Consider the following 18,079-nt stretch of genomic DNA (forward strand, 5'->3'; position numbering starts at 1 on the left):
TGGTTTGACTGGCGGGGGAAGGGGAGGGGGTCACGCCGACCCCAGCGTGACGACGAGGTTGCCGTCCGTGTCCTGTTTCGCGCGTTCGCCGGGGCCAAGGACGAGGGTGGTGTCCATCTGCTCGACGATGGCGGGACCCTCGAGGACCGCGTCAGCGGGGAGGTGTTCGCGCCGGTAGACCGGCACCACCCGCCAGCCGTCGAACCAGACGCGGCGCGTCCCGGTCTTCGCCTCCGCGAGCGTCGCCCGACGTCCCGCAGAGTCGATCAGCGCGGCGAGGTCGATCTCCGGCCGTCGCCCGATCACGGAGGTGTTGACGTTGACCAGGGCGGGCCGGATCTCCGGCAGTTCCACCTGGAAGCGGCGGAAATAGGCGGCCGAGAAAAGGTCACGGAGCGTCTCCAGGCTGGGGCTCGGGGTTTCGAGCGGAACCCGCAGGAGGTGAGTCTGGCCGATGAACTGCATGTCGACGGAGGAGAGGATGCGGACGTCCGAAACCGCCACCCGTTCCGCCGCGATGGCCGCGCGGCCCGCCTCGATCTGCTGCGCGAAGAGCGCGTGCACCGCCTCGATGTCGACCGCGTCGAGGGGCCGGTTGACCGTGTTGACGAAGTCGTGGCGCAGATCGGCCACCACGCATCCCAGGGCGTTCGTGATCCCGGGCCGCGCCGGGACGAGGACGCGCGGCACGCCCAATTCCCGCGCGATGGCCGTGGCGTGGAGCGGGCCGGCGCCGCCGAAGGCGAAGAGGGCGAAATCGCGGGGATCCTCGCCCAGGGAGATCGAGACCATCCGCACGGCATCGGCCATCTTCGCGTTGGCGATCATAAGGACCGCCGCCGCGGCCTGCGTGGCGTCGAGCCCAAGCGAAGCCCCGAGCGCGGCGAAGGCGGAGGCGATGCCCTCCATCGTCACCCGCTCCGGCGTGGCATCGAGCCGCGCGGGATCCATCCGCCCGAGCAGCATGTTCGCGTCGGAGATGGTGGGCAATGTCCCACCGCGGCCGTAGCAGATCGGGCCGGGGACGGAGCCGGCGCTTTCGGGTCCGACCTCCAGCAGGCCCGCCGCGTTCACCCGCGCGATCGACCCGCCGCCCGCGCCCACCGTGCGGACATCCACCATGGGAAGGTGTATGGGCATCGCGTATTCGATCTCGATCTCGTGGCTCACGGCCGGATCGGCGCCGCGGATCATCGCGACGTCGGTGGAGGTGCCGCCCATGTCGTAGGTGAGGAGGTCGGGGATCCCGGCCCGCCGCCCGGTATACGCGGCGGCCATTACGCCGGACGCGGGCCCCGACATCACCGTCTTCGCGGCCTCGTGCGCGACGATCCTTGCCGACACCATGCCGCCGTTACCGTTCATGACGAGGAGGTCGTTGGCATAGCCCCGCTCGGCCAGCCGGTCCGCGAGGTTCTCCACGTAGCGGCGCAGGAGCGGCTGGACAGAGGCGTTGACGGCGGCCGTCACGCCACGCTCGAATTCCCGGCTTTCGCTGAGAAGCGCATGGCCCATCGTGACGTTGCTGCCGGGCCAAACCTCCGCCGCGATTTCGCCCGCCCGGATCTCGTGGGCGGGATTGGCATAGGCGTGGAGGAAATGGATGACCAGCGCCTCGCAGCCCGCCTCGAGCAGCTGCGCCATCGCGGCGCGGAGCGCGTCCTCGTCGAGCGGCGTCACGACCTCTCCGCGGGCGTCCATCCGCTCGGGGATCTCGATCCTGAGGTCGCGGGGGATGAGCGGGCGGAACGTGCCCGACATTCCGTAGGCGCGCGGCCGGGTCCGGCGGCCGAGCTCCAGCACGTCGCGGAACCCCTCGGTGGTGATGAGCCCGGTACGGCAGAGCCGCCGCTCGAGAACCGCGTTCGTCGTCGTCGTAGTGCCGTGCACGATGAGGTCGAGCGCCGCCGCATCCACCCCCGCCGCATCGAGGGCGGCGAGCACGCCCAGGGCCTGGTTCTCAAGCGTGGTCGGTACCTTGGCGAGGCGGACGCCCAAGGCGGGGTCGTAATGGACGAGGTCGGTGAAGGTGCCGCCGACATCGATCCCGGCCACGGCGCCGGTCGGCGCACTCATTCGCGGGCCGCGAGGATGGCCGCGCGCACCCGGTCGGGCGTTGCGGGCAGGTCGTGGATCCGCGCGCCCGTGGCATGCGCGATGGCGTTCAGGATCGCGGGTGCGGTCGGGATCAGGCAATGCTCGCCCAGGCCCTTGGCCCCGAAGGGGCCGTGCGGATCGCCGCTCTCGACGATGATGGTGTCGATGGGCGGGACGTCGCCCACCGTTGGGATGAGGTAGTCGTGCAGGTTCTCCGTCCGGCCGGGGATGAATTCCTCCATCAACGCCATGCCGATGCCCTGCGCGATGCCGCCCTCGACCTGACCTTCGACGAGCAGCGGATTGATCGCCCGCCCGACATCGTGGGCGGCGCGGAACTTGAGGAGTGTCACGGTCCCGAGCTCGGTATCCACGTCGAGTTCGGCCATCTGCGCGGCGGTGCCGAAGATCGCGTAGGGGGCGCCCTGTCCGTCGGCGTCGAGCGGTCCCGTGGGCGGGTCGTAGCTCCCCGTGGCCTCGATCGCATAGGAGCCGCCGGTGGCAGTGAGATCGATCCGCCGCCGCGTGCCGCCTTCTTCGAGCGCGATGGAACCGGGGCCGAGTACGATCGTGGCGACTTTGGATACATTGCCGAGACGCAGGATCTGCGTCCGGAGCGCCGCGCCGCAGGCCCGCGCGGCGTTGCCGGTGATGAAGGTCTGCCGGCTTGCCGAGGTCTTGCCGGCATCGGGGGTGAGGTCGGTGTCGGGGCCGACGAGCTCCACGGCGGCAAGCGGCACGCCGAGCGCCTGGGCGAAAATCTGCGCGATGACGGTGTTGGAGCCCTGACCGATATCGGTGGCCCCCTGGTGCAGGCGGACGATGCCGTCGGCCGTGATCCCGGCGCGGATGGTGGAGGGGTTCGACAGGCCGGTATTGCCGCAGCCGTACCAGCCCGCCGCGATCCCGACGCCCCGCCGCACGGGACCCGGAACGGCATTGGCCGCCTCGGCCGCCGCCAGCGCCGCGGTCCAGTGCGGCTCCAGCGCGTCGAAGCAGGCGGCGATGCCCATGCCGGTCTCGAAGACCTGGCCCGTGACGGTCGGATCGCCGTCCCTCAGGCAATTGAGCCGCCGGAAGGCGAGCCGGTCCATCCCTAGCCGTTCGGCGAGCAGATCGTAGAGGCTCTCCTGCGCCACGGCCGATTGCGGCACGCCGAAGCCGCGGAAGGCACCCGCGGGGGCGCAATTGGTATGAATCCCGGCGCTCGTGGCGAGAAAGGCGGGCGTGCGGTAGGGGCCCGAGGCGTGGATCGGCACCCTCGTCGCCACGGTCGGCCCCCAGCTCGCATAGGCGCCGGTGTTGAAGACGCCGTCGAATATCGCGCCGGTGATCCGTCCATCAGCATCCGCGCCGATCCGCATATGGGTCCGCGACGGATGCCGCTTGGTGGTCGACTGGATGGATTCGATACGGGTGAGGCACATGCGGACCGGGCGGCCGAGTTTCCACGCGGCGATGGCCACGAAGGGCTGCGTGGTGAGGTCGAGCTTGGAGCCGAAGCCGCCGCCTGTGGCCGTGGGCACGATACGCACCGCCTCTGGCGCGATCCCGAGGATCCGCGCGACCCCGTCGCGGTTCATGTAGGGGGCCTGTGTGCAGCAGCCGATCTCGATCCGGTCGCCCACGCGTCGGGCAAAACCGGCTTCGGGCTCGATATAGGCGTGCTCCACGAAGCCGGTGGAAAAGCGCCCCTCGACCACATACGCGGCCTCCGCGAGGGCGGTCTCGGGATCGCCGCGCCGCACGCGGCCCGTGGCCATCACGTTGCCCGCGCGGTCCGCGTGGAGCGACTCTCCTATGCCCGCGTCTTCCGGTTCGAGCGCATGGGGCAGGGGGGTCCACTCGACGGGTGGGGGAGGCGCCGCATCCAGTGCGGCGCGAGTGCCCACGAGGCAGGCCACCGCCTCGCCCCTGAACCGCACCTCCCTACTGGCCATTACCGGTTGATCCTCGAAGCCCGGAATGACGCCGAACCGGTTCTCTCCGGGCACGTCGGCGGCGGTCAGGACGAGATCGAGGCCCGCGGCGATGCGGTAGCCTTCGAGATCGCCGAAGGCGAAGCGCGCACGGTGATGCGGCGAACGAACGGCGCGAGCGAGAAGCGCATCCGCGGGCGCGACGTCGTCGCCGAAAAGCTCCTTCCCCGCGACCTTGGGCCAGCCATCGACACGTGGCACCGGGGCGCCCACGGAACCCTCGGACGGCACGTCGGGCGCCCGGTCTGCGGCGACGTCCGAGACCGCGGCGACGATCTTGCGATACCCGGTGCAACGGCAGAGCACGCCCGCGAGCGCCGCCTCCACCGCCGCGGGGTCCGCCGTGCCGCCCGCGCGCAGATAGGCCATCGCGGAGACCATCATGCCCGGCGTGCAGATCCCGCATTGCGCCGCCTGCCGCGCCTGGAACGCCACCGCGAGACGGTGGGCCAGGGGATCGCGGGCGACAAGCCCCGCCGCTGTCTCCACCTCCGCGCCCGCCGCGCGTCCCGCGGGCACCATGCAGGCGCAGAGCGCGACGCCGCCCACGAGGACGGAGCAGGTGCCGCAATCGCCTGCGCTGCACCCGACCTTCACGTCCCGCGCGCCCGCGACCTCCCGCAGGACGTCGGACAGGCGGCGGGCGGGATCGGCGTCGAGCGCGACCTCCGCGCCGTTCAGGCGGAAGGTGAGGCGGTTGGGCGGCGCGTCGAGCGACATCAGGCAAGTATCGCCGCTTGCAGGAGCGCGCGTGCGACGAGCGTCCGTGCCGCGTCCACCCGGTAGGCCGCGGTGGCGCGGATGTCGTCGATGGGGGCGAGGCCGTCGAGCGGAGCCGCTGCCACGATCCCCGCGATCTCGTCGGCCCGCCGGCCGACGAGCCGTCGCTCGAGTTCCGGCAATCGCCGCGCGACGGAAGAGCAGGCGCCGACTGCGACGGCGACCTCCGCGAGCTTCCCTTCGGCATCGAGCTCCACGCGGGCGGCGACCATGGCGATGGAAATGACGAGATAGCGCCGCGCGCCGAGCTTGAGAAACGCGCTTCGCCCGGGGCGGTCGGGCACGCGGATCGCAGTCACGATCTCCCCCGGGGCAAGGGCCGTCTGCCGCACGCCCGTCACGAAGTCCCGAAGCGCCATACGGCGCGTCCCGGCGGCCCCCGCGATCTCGACCTCCGCGTCGAGCGCGAGGAGCGGCGGCATGCCGTCGGCGGCGGGGGAGGCGTTGCAGAGATTGCCCGCGACCGTGCCCGCGTTCTGGATCTGGAGGGAGCCCACCTCGCGCGCCGCCGCCTTCAACCCGTCGAAGAGCGGCGGAAGCGCGGCGCGGACGATCCCCGTCCATGTCGTGGCCGCGCCGATCCGCCAGCCTCCGTCGTCCCGCGCGATACCGGCGAGATCCGCGATCCCGGTCAGATCGATCATCGCGGACGGCGGGGCGGCGTCGCGCAGGGCGGGATAGAGGTCCGTCCCGCCCGCGACGAGGGCCGCCGGCGCCTGGCCCAGCCGGTGGAGCGCATCGGAAAGGGTGGCGGGGCGATAGAGGCTCATCCAAGGCTCCCCAGCGAGAAAACCGTTCGTATGCATACGATCCTTTCCCGACGATGAGCGCGCGCGGAAATCCTGTCAACGCCCTTGAGCGGTGGGTGCGGCCGCTGCGCCCGGGACCGGCCCGGCGTCGGGATCGATTGCCTGAAAAACGGGCGATCCGTGCCGGGTGAAAAGTTGCCCGGTTGTGACGTGTTGACAGGCGGTCCCGGAAAGTGCGTTCGTATGCAAACGAGTTTCGCCATCAGGAGCGCTGGCCGGAGCATGCCGTCGAGCCCCGATCCCCGGACCGCGAGGACCAAGGCCAGGCCGGAGAAGATCCGCTGCGATGCCTGTCCCGTGATGTGCTACATCGCCGAGGGTCGCTCCGGGGCCTGCGACCGCTACGCCAACGAGGGTGGCGAGCTGGTCCGGCTCGATCCGCTCACCATCCTCGAGAGCGCGGAGGAGGGGGTGGAGCTCGTTCCCTTCCTCGAACGCGACTGGGACGGGGAGATCGTGGCGGGCGACAGGCATTTCGTGACCGCGCTCGGGGCCGGCACGACCTATCCCGACTACAAGCCTGCGCCCTTCATCGTCGCGGCCGAGATCGACGGCGTCGATACCGTGACCGTCGTGACGGAAGGCATCTTCTCCTATTGCGGGGCCAAGGTGAAGATCGACACCGACCGGCATCTCGGCCCTGAATGCGCGGCCGTGCGCGCCGAGGGAGAAGTCGTGGGCCACGTCACGACCTCCGAGTACGGCAGCCGGATGCTGTCGCTCGGCGGCGTGGAGCACCTGACCGGCGGCTCGAAGGCGGAAGGCCGCGTTACCTGCGCCACGCTCCTCGCGCTGTGCAACGGGGAGCGGGTCGCGCTCGAGATCGACGGCGGCGCGGAGATCGAGGTCGCGGCGGGGCAGGCGCCCATCGTCAACGGCCAGAGGGAGGAGCGGATGCGCGTCGGCTGCGGCTCGGCCACGGTGGGCATGTTCGCGGCGCAGTGGAAGGGTCTCGTCGACGAGGTGGTGGTGGTCGACGATCACATCACCGGCGTGATGAGCGAGCATCAGGCGGGCAAGGTCATCGGCTGGGCGCCCACGGGGATCCGCATCAACGGCCGCCGCTCCACGCCCGGTCGCTACTTCCAGGTCGCGGAGCCGGGAACGGGCTGGGGCGGTACCGACCTCACCGATCCGCTGGCGATCCTGGGCGATTTCAAGCCGGCCGTCGCATGGGAGGGATTGAGCCTTCTCATGGTCTCGACGACCGGAGAGCAGGCCGCCTATTACGAACTCGACGTGGAGCTCCGCCCCGTTCGGCACGAGATGCCCGACCGCCTCCTACCCTCGGTGGAGCGGATCGCGGAGAATTGCGAACCCGCGCTCGCCTCCGTCCTCTTCATGGCGGGCGCAGGGGGCTCGCTGCGCTCGGGCGTGACGGAGAACCCGGTGCGCCTCACCCGTTCCGTGCAATCGGCGCTGACCCGGGTGACGGTCGGCGGCGCGCCCGCGATGATCTGGCCGGGCGGCGGCATCACCTTCATGGCCGACGTGACGCGGATGCCGAAGAACGCCTTCGGCTCCGTGCCGACCCCCGCGCTCGTGGCGCCCATCGAGTTCACGCTCTCGGCTACCGATTACGCGGCGCTCGGCGGCCACATGGATTACGTGCAGCCGCTCGCCGACGTGCTCGGGGGTGCGGCGGCGCGCCAGAGCGACCACCGCCTCTCCGGCCGCCGGTCGGAGCGCCGGGGCACGGACGCCTACTGGCCTGCGCGAGGGCGGGGGGCATGAGCGCCGCCTTCCGCGAAGGGCCAAGGGCCATGGCGTCTGCCGACGGACGGCGGCTCCGGCTCGTTCACGGGCCCATCGATCTTCACGTGACGCTTGAAGGCCCCGAGGAGGCTTTGCGAGGGGCGGGCGCGCGCGCACGAAGCGTCTTCGTCGACATCCTGCCGCGCCTGGCCGAAGAGCTCCCGCGCCTGCGCCATCCCGGAGGGCCGCGTCCCGAAGGGCCGGTCGCGCGGCGGATGGTTCGGGCCGTCCGGCCCTTCGCGCCGCTTTTCGTCACGCCGATGGCGGCGGTCGCGGGCAGCGTCGCGGATCATGTCCTTGCGGCGATGCTCGTACCCGGCCACGGTCTCAGGCGGGCCATCGTCAACAATGGCGGCGACATCGCGATCTGGCTTGCCAGCGGCACGCTCCGCGTGGGCCTCTGCGACGATCCCGTTGCGCGGACGCTGCCGGGGCGGATCGCGATCGGCGCGGGCGACGGGATCGGCGGGATTGCCACCAGCGGCTGGCGCGGGCGGTCGCACTCGCTCGGGATCGCCGATGCGGTGACGGTGCTCGCGCGCGATGCCGCGGCGGCGGATGCGGCGGCGACGCTTATTGCCAATGCCGTTGATCTGCCTGGTCATCCCACCATCGAGCGCCGCCCCGCGGTCGCGCTTGCCCCCGACAGCGATCTGGGGGAGCGTCCCGTCACCACGGGCGTCGGCACGCTCTCCGCCGCGGAGATCGGCGCGGCGCTTGATGCGGGGGCGGCCTGCGCGGCGGTGTTCCGCGCGCGCGGATGGATCGCGGCAGCCTGCCTGTCGCTTTGCGGGGAGATCCGTATCCTCGGCACGAAACTGGAGTTGCCCGCCCATGCCTGACCCGCAGATCCGCAAGACCCAGGTGATCGTGGAGACGATCCACCACGAATTCGGCCCGCCTCCGGACGCACCCGTCAAGCGCGGCGCGAGCCTCGCGGTGATCGCCAACCCGTTCGCCGGGCGGTTCGAGGCCGAGCTCACCCCCTTCATGGACGATCTCAAGCCCCTCGGGCTCAGGATGGCGCAGGACCTCATCGATGCGCTCGGCGGCGATGCGGGTGCGATCACGAGCTATGGCAAGGGCGCGATCGTGGGCACGGACGGAGAACTCGAACACGGCGCGCTCTGGCACGTGCCGGGCGGCTATGCGATGCGGGAGCTCATCGCGAAGAGCCATGCCATCGTACCGTCCTCCAAGAAGGTCGGGGTCATGGGCGCCCGGCTCGACGTGCCGATCAGCCATGCCGATGCGTCCTATGTCCGCTCGCATTTCGACGCGATGGAGGTGGGCATCCCCGACGCGCCGCGGCCGGGCGAGATCCTGCTCGCGCTCGTGATGACGACGGGGGGACGGATCCACGCCCGGATGGGCGGGCTCGCGGCGGAGGACGTCAAGGGCGAGGACGGGCTGAGATAGGAGAGCGAACATGACGAGCTTCGTGAGGAATGCCTGGTACGTGGCCGCCTGGTCGCGGGAGATCGACGCGGAGCTCCGACGCTTCACGATCCTGGGCGAGCATGTGGTGATCTTCCGCCGCAGGGATGGCGGCATCTCCGCACTCGAGGATCGCTGTCCGCACCGCCATCTGCCGCTCTCGATGGGCAAGCGGATCGGCGACGACGTGCAATGCGGCTATCACGGGCTGACTTTCGACGGGATCACGGGGCAATGCACCCGCGTGCCCGGGCAGACGAACCTGCCCGCTGCCGCCTGCGTCACCGCCTACGAGGTCGAGGAGCGCCACGACATTGTCTGGATCTGGATGGGCGATCCGGGCCGCGCGGACCGGGGCGCGATCTTCGACATGCCGGAGCTTTCCGACCCCAACTGGGCGGTTCACCAGGGAGACGCCTTGCACCTCGACGCGAACTACCTGAACGTCGCGGAGAACCTCGTGGATCCCGCGCATGTCAGCTTCGTCCATCCCACCACGCTCGGCAATTCCGCGTCGGAGAACGTGCCCGTCCACGTCCGCACCGACGGAGAGGCGATCGTCGCGTGGCGCTGGATCCGCGATGCGGAGCCCGTGGGCTTCTTCAAGGCTTTCGGCGGGTTCGACGGCAACGTGGACCGCTGGCACTACTACTATCTCCACACGCCCTGCACCGCGGTCATCGATTTCGGTTCCGCGCCCACCGAGGACGCGATCGGGGAGGACGAGCGCGATCGCGGCGTGCGGATCTTCGCGCTGCATTTCATGACGCCGATCACCGAGGGGCAGACCGTCGATCGCTGGATGCATGTCCGCAATACCGCGCAGGACGACCCGGAGGCCGCGGAGCGGATGGACGTTCTCCTCCGGAAAGCTTTCGCGGAGGACAAGGCGATCCTCGAGGCGGTGGAGAAGGAGGAGGCGCGGCCGTCGAAGCGACGTCCGATCCGGCTCGCCATCGACAAGGGACCGCTCGTCTACCGCAAGCGCATCGCGCAGATGATCGAGATGGAGCGGCACGAGGATCTGGCCGCCGACCCTTCGCCCGCTTTCGTCTATCACGATTGAGACGCGCTTCGGCGCGAGACCCGGCCCCGCCCGTCAAGAGGCGGACCCGCAACAGGAGACTACGAGAATGAACCTTCACCGCCGCGCGATCCTCGCGTTCGCCGCGTTCACGGCCATCGCCCCCGCCGCCGTCGCGCAGGAGGGCGATCCGATCGTCATCGGAGAAATCAACCACTACACCCGCATGGCCGCCTTCGCCGAACCCTACCGCAAGGGGATCGAGCTTGCGCTGGACGAGATCAATTCGGACGGTGGCGTGCTCGGACGGCCGCTCGAGTTCGTCTTCCGCGACGACCAGGGCGACCCGGCGGAGGCGGTCCGGATCGCCGGGGAGCTGATGACGCGGGAGGGCGCGGTGATGCTGACGGGCTCGATCCTGTCGAACGTGGGCCTCGCGCTCAGTTCGTTCGCCGCGGAGCGGGGCTACGTCTACCTCGCCGCGGAGCCCTTGGCCGACAGCCTCGTCTGGACCTCCGGCAATCCCTACACGTTCCGCCTGCGGGCCTCCACTTGGGTGCAGGCCGCGATGCTCGCCGAGCGCGCGGCCGAGACGGATGCCACCCGGTTCGCCACGATCGCGCCCAACTACGCCTACGGGACCGATGCGGTGGAGGCGTTCAAGGAGAACCTCACGCGGCTGAAGCCCGACGTCGAGTTCGTGGGCGAGCAATGGCCCGCGCTCTTCAACATCGACGCGGGTTCCGAGGTGCAGGCTCTCGAACGCGCGAAGCCCGACGCGATCTTCAACGTGACCTTCGGGACCGACCTTGCTCGCTTCGTGCGGGAGGGGGGCGATCGCGGCCTCTTTGACGGGCGTGACGTCTATTCGCTCCTTTCGGGCGAGCCCGAATATCTCGAACCGCTGGGCGACGAGGCGCCCGAAGGCTGGACCGTGACGGGCTATCCCTGGTACGCGCTCGAGGACGGCGATCCGGGCAAGCCCTTCGTCGACGCCTACGAGGAGTTCACGGGCGAGACGCCGATGATCGGCTCGCTCGTCGGCTACCTTACCGCGGTCTCCATCGCCGGGGCGATCGAGAAGGCCGGCAGCACCGAGACGGAGGCGATCCGGGAGGCGTTCGAGGGCCTGACCGTTGCGGACACGCCCATCGGCGAGCTCAATTATCGCGAGATCGACAACCAGTCGAACATGGGCGCCTATATCGGCACGCTCGCGGTCGAGGACGGGCAGGGGGTCATGGTCGATTGGGAATACAAGGAGCCCGGACCCTACATGCCGTCGGACGAGGAAATCACCGCGATGCGCCCCGCGGAGTGAGCCTGACCGCGCCGTTCCACGCGGACGGCGTTCCTCCCTTTCGATCCACGGGCTGACGGGAGCCGGACATGGCCTTTTTCCTGGCGCAGATCCTGAACGGACTGGCCAATGCCTCGGCGCTGTTTCTCGTGGCGTCGGGCCTATCGCTGATCTTTGGGGTCACGCGGGTGGTGAACTTCGCCCACGGTTCGTTCTACATGCTGGGCGCCTTCATCGGCGTCACGCTGATGGAGATGCTGCCGGGCCATGTCGGGTTCTGGGGCGCGATCCTGCTCACCGGGCTCGCCGTGGGCCTAATCGGCGCGATCGTGGAGATGATCGTGCTGCGCCCCATCTACCGCGCGCCGGAACTCTTTCAACTCGTCGCGACCTTCGGAGTGATCCTCGTCATCCAGGATCTGGCGCTGATGATCTGGGGCGCGGCCGACCGGATGGGGCCGCGCGCGCCGGGGCTCAGGGGCGTCGTGCGCCTCTGGGGGGAGCCGATCCCGAAATACGACCTCGCGCTGATCGCGATCACGCCGCTCGTCCTTCTCGGACTCTGGTATCTCATCACCCGCACGCGCGTGGGCATCCTCATCCGCGCGGCGACGCAGGACCGGGAGATGGTGGGCGCGCTCGGCGTCAATCAGGCGTGGCTCTTCACCGGGGTCTTCGCACTGGGCTCCGCGCTTGCGGGGCTCGGGGGCGCGCTGCAACTCCCGAAGGGCGGCGCGGATCTCCTGATGGACTTCAACATCCTCGGGCCGGCCTTCGTCGTCGTGGTGATCGGCGGAATGGGCAGCCTGCCGGGCGCCTTCCTCGCCGCGATCCTGATCTCCGTCCTGGGCGTCTTCGGCGTGACCTACCTGCCGCAATCGACGCTCGTCCTGATGTTCGTGGTGATGGCGATCGTGCTCATCGTACGGCCCTACGGGCTTCTGGGCCGGGAGGAGGTCGCGGGAGAGCACGGGCAGGTCGGACGGCCGGAGCCGCCGATCCGCCCCTATGGTCAGACGGCGCGCCTGGTGGTCATGGCGCTCGTGGGCGCACTTCTCCTCCTCCCGCTCGTGGCGGAGACCTTCGTGCAGATCCTCGTCATCGACATCGTGATCTTCGCGCTCTTCGCCGCGTCGCTGCATTTCATCCTTGGCTCGGGCGGGCTCGTGAGTTTCGGCCACGCCGCGTTCTTCGGCGGCGGCGCCTATGCGGCCGCGCTGCTCGTGCGGCACGCAAGCGCGCCGATGGAGGTGGCGTTCCTGCTCGCGCCGCTCCTCGCGGGGGTGCTGGCGCTCGGCATCGGGTGGTTCTGCATCCGCCTCTCCGGCGTCTACTTCGCCATGCTGACGCTCGCGTTCAGCCAGCTCGTCTGGTCGGTCGCGTTCCAGTGGCGCTCCGTGACGGGGGGCGATGACGGGATGATCAGCATCTGGCCGGCGGCCTGGTTGTCGGACACGACGTCCTACTACTATTTCACGCTCCTCTTCGGGATCGGCGGCATCCTCCTGCTCCGCCACGCGATTCACGCGCCCTTCGGATATGCGTTGAGGGCAGGCCGCGACAGTCCGCGTCAGGCGGAGGCGATGGGGATCGACGTGAAGCGGATCCAGCTCGCGGCCTTCACCCTCGCGGGGGCCATGGCGGGTCTCGCGGGCGGGCTCTTCGTCTTCGCCAAGGGCTCCGTCTTTCCGACCGAACTCGAGATCGCTCGGAGCTTCGACGCGCTCATCGTCGTGTTCCTCGGGGGCGTCAAGACGCTCGCGGGCGGCGTCGTCGGCGCGACGTTCCTCACCGGCGTGGAGGATTGGCTGTCGCGACTGCAATACTGGCGTCTCCTTCTCGGGCTTCTCATCATCGGGGTCGTCATTGTCGCGCCCGAAGGGATCGTGGGCGCGGTCCGGGGCGCTTGGATGCGCTGGCGGGGCAGCGCGCCGGGGCTGAAATCGAAGGGCGGCGCCGCGACATGACGGAGATCCTGCGGGTCGAGAGACTGGTGAAATCCTACGACGGCTTTCTCGCCGTCAACGGCGTGAGCTTTTCGGTGGCCGAGGGCGAGCTGAAGGCGCTGATCGGGCCGAACGGGGCGGGCAAGACGACCTGCTTCAATATGCTCATGGGTCAGATCCGCCCGACCTCCGGCGACGTCTTCCTCGGGGCCGAGCGGATCACGGGGATGCGGCCACGGCGGGTCTGGCGCAAGGGGGTGGGGCGGACCTTCCAGATCACCGGCACCTACCAGACGATGACGGTGATCGAGAACGTCCAGATGGCGCTCCTGAGCCATCATCGCCGCCTCTTCGACCTGCGCAGCCGCGCCTGGAAACTCTTCCGCGGAGAGGCGTTCGAGTTCCTGCGCATCGTCGGCATGGCCGAGCAGGCCGACCGACCCTGCTCCGAGCTCGCCTATGGCGATCTGAAGCGGCTCGACCTCGCCATCGCGCTCACCCACCGGCCGAGGCTTCTCCTGATGGACGAGCCGACCGCGGGGATGGCGCCATCGGCGCGGGTGGAGCTCATGCGCCTCGTGGCCGAGATCGTGGCGGAGCAGGGGGTAAGCGTCCTCTTCACCGAGCACGACATGGACGTGGTCTTCGCCCATGCCCACCACATCATGGTGCTCAATCGCGGCGAGCTCATCGCCGACGGCGATGCGGCCGCCGTGCGGCGGAATCCGAAGGTGCAGGAGGTCTATTTGGGCGGCGGGACGCTCTTCGCGGCGGAGGACGCGAATGCTTGAGCTCGAGAACGTGCACGCCTTCTATGGCAAGGCGCATATCCTGGGCGGGCTCTCCTTCACCGTCGGCCGGGGCGAGGTCGTGGCGCTTCTCGGTCGCAACGGCGCGGGCAAGACCACGACGATGAAGTCGGTGATGCAGCTAGTCCGTCCGCGGGAGGGGCGCGTCGTCTTCCAGGGCGCGGATCTCGTCGGCCGCCCGGCCTTCCGGGTCGCCAAGGCGGGCCTCGGCTACGTGCCGGAGGAGCGGCGCATCTTCACGGACCTCACCGTGCTCGAGAACCTCGAGGTTGGACGCCAGCCCACGCGGGAGGGTGCGCCAAGCTGGTCCGTCGAGCGACTCTTCGAACTCTTTCCGAACCTCGCGGAGCGGCGCGGCAATCGCGGCAAGGCGATGTCGGGGGGCGAGCAGCAGATGCTAACCATCGCCCGCACGCTCATGGGCAATCCGCTGCTCCTCCTGCTCGACGAGCCGTCGGAGGGAATCGCGCCGATCATCGTGGAGCAGATGGCCGCGACTATCCTGGAGCTGAAGGCGGAGGGGCTCACCGTCGTCATCTCCGAGCAGAACCTTCATTTCGCCCGCGCCGTGGCCGATCGCGCCATCATCATCGAAGGCGGCGAGAAGAAGTTCGACGGCCCTTTCGCGGAACTCGACGCCCGTCCCGAGGTGAGCGATGCCTATCTCGCGGTCTGACCCCGAGACCGCGGTCGCGGCAGCGGAGGCGGACGATGCGGGGCGTGGCTACGTCCTCGACGAGCAGATCGGGTTCGTCCTCCGACGCGCCTACCAGCGCAATTCCATGATCTTCGCGGAGCGGGTCCCGGGCCCGCTCACGCCCACGCAGTTCTCGGTCATGTGCCGTCTCGACGAGGCCGGGCCGCTGTCGCAGAATCGGCTTGGCCGGTCGGTGGCGATGGATGCGGCGACAACGAAGGGCGTGGTCGACCGGCTGATCGGGCGCGGGCTTCTGGCCACGCGGCGCGATCCCGAAGACGGCCGCCGTCATCTCGTCTATCTCACTGCGGCCGGGGCGGAGCTGATCGATGCGGCGCGGCCCGCCGCCGCGGAGGTCACGGAAGAGACGCTGGCCCCCCTCACCGCGCCGGAACGCCGCAGGCTCCTGCACCTTCTTTCCAAGCTAGCCTGATCGCGCTCTGCATTCCGGCGTCAACCGGCTGGCACGCGAGGGCGGAACGCGGTACCCGGTAGACGCATCTGGAAAACGGGAGAGGAGGACGAGATGGCACATGATCCGGTACGCCGGGCCCTGATCGGAACTGGCCTCGGCCTTCTTGTTGCAGGCTCGGCCGCGGCGCAGGAATACAGCTTCACGCTGCACCATTTCCTCGGACCGCAAAGCGCTACCCATACGGAGACGATCATGCCTTGGGCGGAGCGGGTCGAGGCCGCGTCGGAAGGCCGGATCTCAATCGAGATCTACCCATCCATGACGCTCGGGGGCACGCCGCCCGAACTGATCCGTCAGGTCCGCGACGGGGTCGTCGACATGGTCTGGACGCTCAACGGCTACACGCCCGGCCTCTTCCCGCGCACGGAGGTGTTCGAGCTGCCCTCGGTCTACCGCAACGACCCGGCGGCGGCGAACCTCGCCATGGCCGAACTCTTCGACACGTATCTCGCCGAGGAGCATGTGGGGGTGGAGGTGCTCTTCCAGCACGTCCACGCAGGACAGGCGATCGTGATGCGTGACCGGGAGGTCCGCGCGCCGGCCGATCTGGAGGGTGCGACGCTGCGCATCCCGACCCGGACCGGAGCCTGGATGCTGGAGGCGCTCGATGCCAATCCCGTCTCCATGCCCGTCCCGGACCTTCCCCAGGCGCTTTCGCGTGGGGTGGTCGACGGCGCGCTCATCCCGTTCGAGATCATCCCGGCGCTGCAATTGCAGGATCTGACCGAGTACGACATCGAGCTTGCCGATGGGGTCCGGTTCGGCACCTCCGTCTTTCAGCTCTCGATGAACCTCGATCGCTGGAGCGCGCTGCCGGAGGATATCCAGCAGATCTTTCTCGACCAGTCCGACGACGACTGGCTCCGGGAACTCGGCGGCATTTGGGAAGAGACCGAGCGGGAGGGGCTTCGGGTCGCGACGGAGGCCGGCAGCACCCACGTGATGCTCGGGTCCGACGAGAGCGCGGCCTTCGACGCGCCGATGCAGACGGTCGTCGATCGCTGGATCGCGGAGGCGGAGGCCGACGGGCGCGCGGGCGCGGAGCTGGTGGAGGCGGCGCGGCGCGCCATCGCGGACAACGCGGAGTAGGGGGCGATGGCCACGGGGCGCCATCGGGCGATCGCCGTCATCCGCGCCTGTGTCACGATCTGGGCGCTTCTCGGGGGCGCGGTGCTCCTCGGCATCGTGGGCGTCAACGTGGCGAGCGTCGTGGGCGCGGCGTTTCTCGGCCGCCCACTGCCCGGTGTCTACGAGATCGTGCAGATGGGCGCGGCCATCGCCATGTTCATGGCGCTGCCCTATTGCCAGATCACTGGCTCGAACGTGACGGCCGACATCTTCACCTCCCGCCTGCCGAGACGGGGCATCGTGACGCTCGCGGCGCTCGGCGCGGCCTTGGCGCTCGCCTTCGCGTCGTTCCTGCTCTGGCGGATGTGGTACGGGCTCGATGATGCCCGCGCCTACGGGGAGGTGACGGCGATCTACCAGATCCCCGTCTGGTTCGCCTATGTCCCGATCCTCCTCTCGCTCGCCCTGATGGCGCTGGCCGCGCTTGCCAATCTCCTGCAGACGAGCGGCGGCATCCTTCCCGAAGAGGTCGATGCCTCGCGCGACCGGCATGTCTGATCGAGGGTCTGCCCCTCGATGAGCGATCCGTTCGTCCTGGGTGCGACGGGGCTCGCGGTCCTCGTCGGGTTGATCGCGCTGCGCATGCCCGTCGCCTATGCGATGGCCGCGGTCGGGCTCGGCGGGATCTGGGCGCTCTCCGGACCGCTGATCCTGATGTCGCAGATGAAGACGCTCGCCTACGGGGTGTTCTCGAACTACGACCTCTCCGTCGTGCCGCTTTTCCTGCTGATGGGGCATCTGGCGACGCGGGCGCGGCTGTCCCACGCGCTCTTCCGGGCGGCCAATGCCTGGCTCGGGCGGTTCCGGGGCGGCGTGGCGATGGCGGCGATCGCGGCCTGCGCGGGGTTCGGGGCGATCTGCGGCTCCTCTCTCGCGACCGCCTCGACCATGGGCCGCGTCGCCTTGCCGGAACTCAGGCGGTATCGCTATTCCCCCGCGCTGGCGACCGGCACGCTCGCGGCGGGCGGCACGCTCGGCATCCTGATCCCCCCCTCGATCGTGCTCGTCGTCTACTCGGTGATCGTGGAGGCCAGCATCGTGCAGATGTTCTCCGCCGCGATGCTGCCCTCCGCGCTGGCCGTCCTGTTCTTTTTCGGTGCGATCCTCGTCTATACTTGGATCGTCCCCGAGGCCGGCCCGGCGGGTGGCAGGGTCGATCGGCGCGAGTTCCTCGAGGCGACGACGGGCGCGATCCCGGTCGTGCTGGTCTTCGGGATCGTTCTCGGGGGGATGTATGCGGGGCTCTATACCGCGACTCCGGCGGCCTCGATCGGCGTGGCGCTCGTCTTGCTCTACGGCGTCCTGCGGCGGCGCCTGTCGATCCGGGATCTGGGCGACGCGCTTCTTGATACTGCGAAGAATGCCGGGATGATCTATCTGATCGTGCTGGGCGCGGAGCTTCTGAAGATCTTCATGTCGCGGGGCGGCGTGCCGCAGGCGGCGGCGGAAATGATGCTCGCGTCGGGCCTGCCGCCCTACCTGATGCTGGCCCTCGTCCTTCTCGCGCTCGTCGCGATGGGGATGTTCATGGATTCGCTCTCCATCATCCTCCTGACGCTGCCCTTCTTCTGGCCGGTGATCGCCGCGCTGGATTTCGGGCTGGGCCCGAACGAGACGAAGCTCTGGTTCGGGATCCTCGCGCTCATCGTGGTCGAGCTCGGCCTCATCACGCCGCCCGTGGGCATGAACGTCTTCGTCATCAACGCCCTGGCCCGGAACGTCCCGATGATCGAGACGTTCCGGGGCGCGATGCCGTTCGTCCTCGTCGAACTCCTCCGCGTCGGAGTGCTGCTGGCCTTCCCGGGCATCGTGCTCGCCTTCCCGCTCTGGATCGGGTGAGGTC

The 18,079-nt window shown here is 69.5% G+C and carries 15 protein-coding genes; 12 read left to right on the forward strand and 3 right to left on the reverse strand.

Annotated features, from left to right (window positions below):
• Positions 1-30 precede the first annotated feature (30 nt).
• Genes LX81_RS08165 through LX81_RS08175 form a run of 3 tightly spaced genes read right to left on the reverse strand, consistent with a single transcriptional unit; the run spans position 31 to position 5,626 of the window.
• The gene (locus tag LX81_RS08165) at positions 31-2,076 is read right to left on the reverse strand and encodes a hydantoinase/oxoprolinase family protein (protein ID WP_111536811.1); all 2,046 of its coding nucleotides are present in this window, start codon (positions 2,074-2,076) and stop codon (positions 31-33) included.
• Positions 2,073-4,796, reverse strand: coding sequence for a molybdopterin-dependent oxidoreductase (locus LX81_RS08170; protein ID WP_111536812.1), 2,724 nt, complete (start codon positions 4,794-4,796; stop codon positions 2,073-2,075). Before LX81_RS08170 ends, LX81_RS08165 begins: the two co-directional genes overlap by 4 nt.
• Positions 4,796-5,626 (reverse strand): FAD binding domain-containing protein, encoded by an 831-nt coding sequence (locus LX81_RS08175; protein ID WP_111536991.1) that lies wholly within the window; start codon positions 5,624-5,626, stop codon positions 4,796-4,798. Before LX81_RS08175 ends, LX81_RS08170 begins: the two co-directional genes overlap by 1 nt.
• Before the next feature lie 261 nt (positions 5,627-5,887).
• On the opposite strand from LX81_RS08175, the gene LX81_RS08180 reads away from it, so the two are divergent.
• The 12 genes from LX81_RS08180 to LX81_RS08235 all read left to right on the forward strand — a co-directional run bounded on the left by LX81_RS08180 (position 5,888) and on the right by LX81_RS08235 (position 18,075).
• On the forward strand, positions 5,888-7,399 hold the full coding sequence (locus LX81_RS08180; RefSeq protein ID WP_111536813.1) for a 6-hydroxynicotinate reductase: 1,512 nt from the start codon (positions 5,888-5,890) through the stop codon (positions 7,397-7,399).
• 29 nt (positions 7,400-7,428) lie between these two features.
• On the forward strand, positions 7,429-8,262 hold the full coding sequence (locus tag LX81_RS08185; protein ID WP_234822534.1) for a UPF0280 family protein: 834 nt from the start codon (positions 7,429-7,431) through the stop codon (positions 8,260-8,262).
• Complete coding sequence (locus LX81_RS08190; protein ID WP_111536815.1) at positions 8,255-8,839, forward strand: amino acid synthesis family protein; 585 nt, start codon at positions 8,255-8,257, stop codon at positions 8,837-8,839. The genes LX81_RS08185 and LX81_RS08190 overlap by 8 nt, the downstream gene beginning before the upstream one ends.
• Before the next feature lie 10 nt (positions 8,840-8,849).
• Complete coding sequence (locus LX81_RS08195; RefSeq protein ID WP_111536816.1) at positions 8,850-9,923, forward strand: aromatic ring-hydroxylating dioxygenase subunit alpha; 1,074 nt, start codon at positions 8,850-8,852, stop codon at positions 9,921-9,923.
• A gap of 67 nt (positions 9,924-9,990) precedes the next feature.
• On the forward strand, positions 9,991-11,202 hold the full coding sequence (locus LX81_RS08200; RefSeq protein ID WP_111536817.1) for an ABC transporter substrate-binding protein: 1,212 nt from the start codon (positions 9,991-9,993) through the stop codon (positions 11,200-11,202).
• Positions 11,203-11,270: 68 nt separating this feature from the next.
• Complete coding sequence (locus tag LX81_RS08205) at positions 11,271-13,148, forward strand: ABC transporter permease (protein WP_111536818.1); 1,878 nt, start codon at positions 11,271-11,273, stop codon at positions 13,146-13,148.
• Positions 13,145-13,918 (forward strand): ABC transporter ATP-binding protein, encoded by a 774-nt coding sequence (locus LX81_RS08210; protein ID WP_111536992.1) that lies wholly within the window; start codon positions 13,145-13,147, stop codon positions 13,916-13,918. Before LX81_RS08205 ends, LX81_RS08210 begins: the two co-directional genes overlap by 4 nt.
• Positions 13,911-14,612 carry an ABC transporter ATP-binding protein gene (locus tag LX81_RS08215; protein ID WP_111536819.1) on the forward strand — a complete coding sequence of 234 codons (702 nt, stop codon included), beginning with the start codon at positions 13,911-13,913 and terminating at the stop codon, positions 14,610-14,612. The genes LX81_RS08210 and LX81_RS08215 overlap by 8 nt, the downstream gene beginning before the upstream one ends.
• Positions 14,593-15,066 (forward strand): MarR family winged helix-turn-helix transcriptional regulator, encoded by a 474-nt coding sequence (locus tag LX81_RS08220; RefSeq protein WP_111536820.1) that lies wholly within the window; start codon positions 14,593-14,595, stop codon positions 15,064-15,066. Before LX81_RS08215 ends, LX81_RS08220 begins: the two co-directional genes overlap by 20 nt.
• A 93-nt stretch (positions 15,067-15,159) precedes the next feature.
• On the forward strand, positions 15,160-16,197 hold the full coding sequence (locus tag LX81_RS08225; protein WP_111536821.1) for a TRAP transporter substrate-binding protein: 1,038 nt from the start codon (positions 15,160-15,162) through the stop codon (positions 16,195-16,197).
• Between the two features lie 6 nt (positions 16,198-16,203).
• A complete protein-coding gene (locus LX81_RS08230) occupies positions 16,204-16,734 on the forward strand; it encodes a TRAP transporter small permease (protein WP_111536822.1) in 531 nt (176 codons plus the stop codon).
• An 18-nt stretch (positions 16,735-16,752) separates the two neighbouring features.
• The gene (locus LX81_RS08235; protein WP_111536823.1) at positions 16,753-18,075 is read left to right on the forward strand and encodes a TRAP transporter large permease; all 1,323 of its coding nucleotides are present in this window, start codon (positions 16,753-16,755) and stop codon (positions 18,073-18,075) included.
• Positions 18,076-18,079: the final 4 nt, after the last annotated feature.

Source organism: Palleronia aestuarii (genome assembly GCF_003253995.1).
In the GTDB taxonomy this organism is placed as follows: domain Bacteria; phylum Pseudomonadota; class Alphaproteobacteria; order Rhodobacterales; family Rhodobacteraceae; genus Palleronia; species Palleronia aestuarii.

What these genes read in the sequence shown, in the direction of transcription:
- LX81_RS08165 (WP_111536811.1), bottom strand. Translation starts at nt 2,076, where the DNA reads ATGAGTGCGCCGACCGGCGCCGTGGCCGGGATCGATGTCGGCGGCACC.
- LX81_RS08170 (WP_111536812.1), bottom strand. Translation starts at nt 4,796, where the DNA reads ATGTCGCTCGACGCGCCGCCCAACCGCCTCACCTTCCGCCTGAACGGC.
- LX81_RS08175 (WP_111536991.1), bottom strand. Translation starts at nt 5,626, where the DNA reads ATGAGCCTCTATCGCCCCGCCACCCTTTCCGATGCGCTCCACCGGCTG.
- LX81_RS08180 (WP_111536813.1), top strand. Translation starts at nt 5,888, where the DNA reads ATGCCGTCGAGCCCCGATCCCCGGACCGCGAGGACCAAGGCCAGGCCG.
- LX81_RS08185 (WP_234822534.1), top strand. Translation starts at nt 7,429, where the DNA reads ATGGCGTCTGCCGACGGACGGCGGCTCCGGCTCGTTCACGGGCCCATC.
- LX81_RS08190 (WP_111536815.1), top strand. Translation starts at nt 8,255, where the DNA reads ATGCCTGACCCGCAGATCCGCAAGACCCAGGTGATCGTGGAGACGATC.
- LX81_RS08195 (WP_111536816.1), top strand. Translation starts at nt 8,850, where the DNA reads ATGACGAGCTTCGTGAGGAATGCCTGGTACGTGGCCGCCTGGTCGCGG.
- LX81_RS08200 (WP_111536817.1), top strand. Translation starts at nt 9,991, where the DNA reads ATGAACCTTCACCGCCGCGCGATCCTCGCGTTCGCCGCGTTCACGGCC.
- LX81_RS08205 (WP_111536818.1), top strand. Translation starts at nt 11,271, where the DNA reads ATGGCCTTTTTCCTGGCGCAGATCCTGAACGGACTGGCCAATGCCTCG.
- LX81_RS08210 (WP_111536992.1), top strand. Translation starts at nt 13,145, where the DNA reads ATGACGGAGATCCTGCGGGTCGAGAGACTGGTGAAATCCTACGACGGC.
- LX81_RS08215 (WP_111536819.1), top strand. Translation starts at nt 13,911, where the DNA reads ATGCTTGAGCTCGAGAACGTGCACGCCTTCTATGGCAAGGCGCATATC.
- LX81_RS08220 (WP_111536820.1), top strand. Translation starts at nt 14,593, where the DNA reads ATGCCTATCTCGCGGTCTGACCCCGAGACCGCGGTCGCGGCAGCGGAG.
- LX81_RS08225 (WP_111536821.1), top strand. Translation starts at nt 15,160, where the DNA reads ATGGCACATGATCCGGTACGCCGGGCCCTGATCGGAACTGGCCTCGGC.
- LX81_RS08230 (WP_111536822.1), top strand. Translation starts at nt 16,204, where the DNA reads ATGGCCACGGGGCGCCATCGGGCGATCGCCGTCATCCGCGCCTGTGTC.
- LX81_RS08235 (WP_111536823.1), top strand. Translation starts at nt 16,753, where the DNA reads ATGAGCGATCCGTTCGTCCTGGGTGCGACGGGGCTCGCGGTCCTCGTC.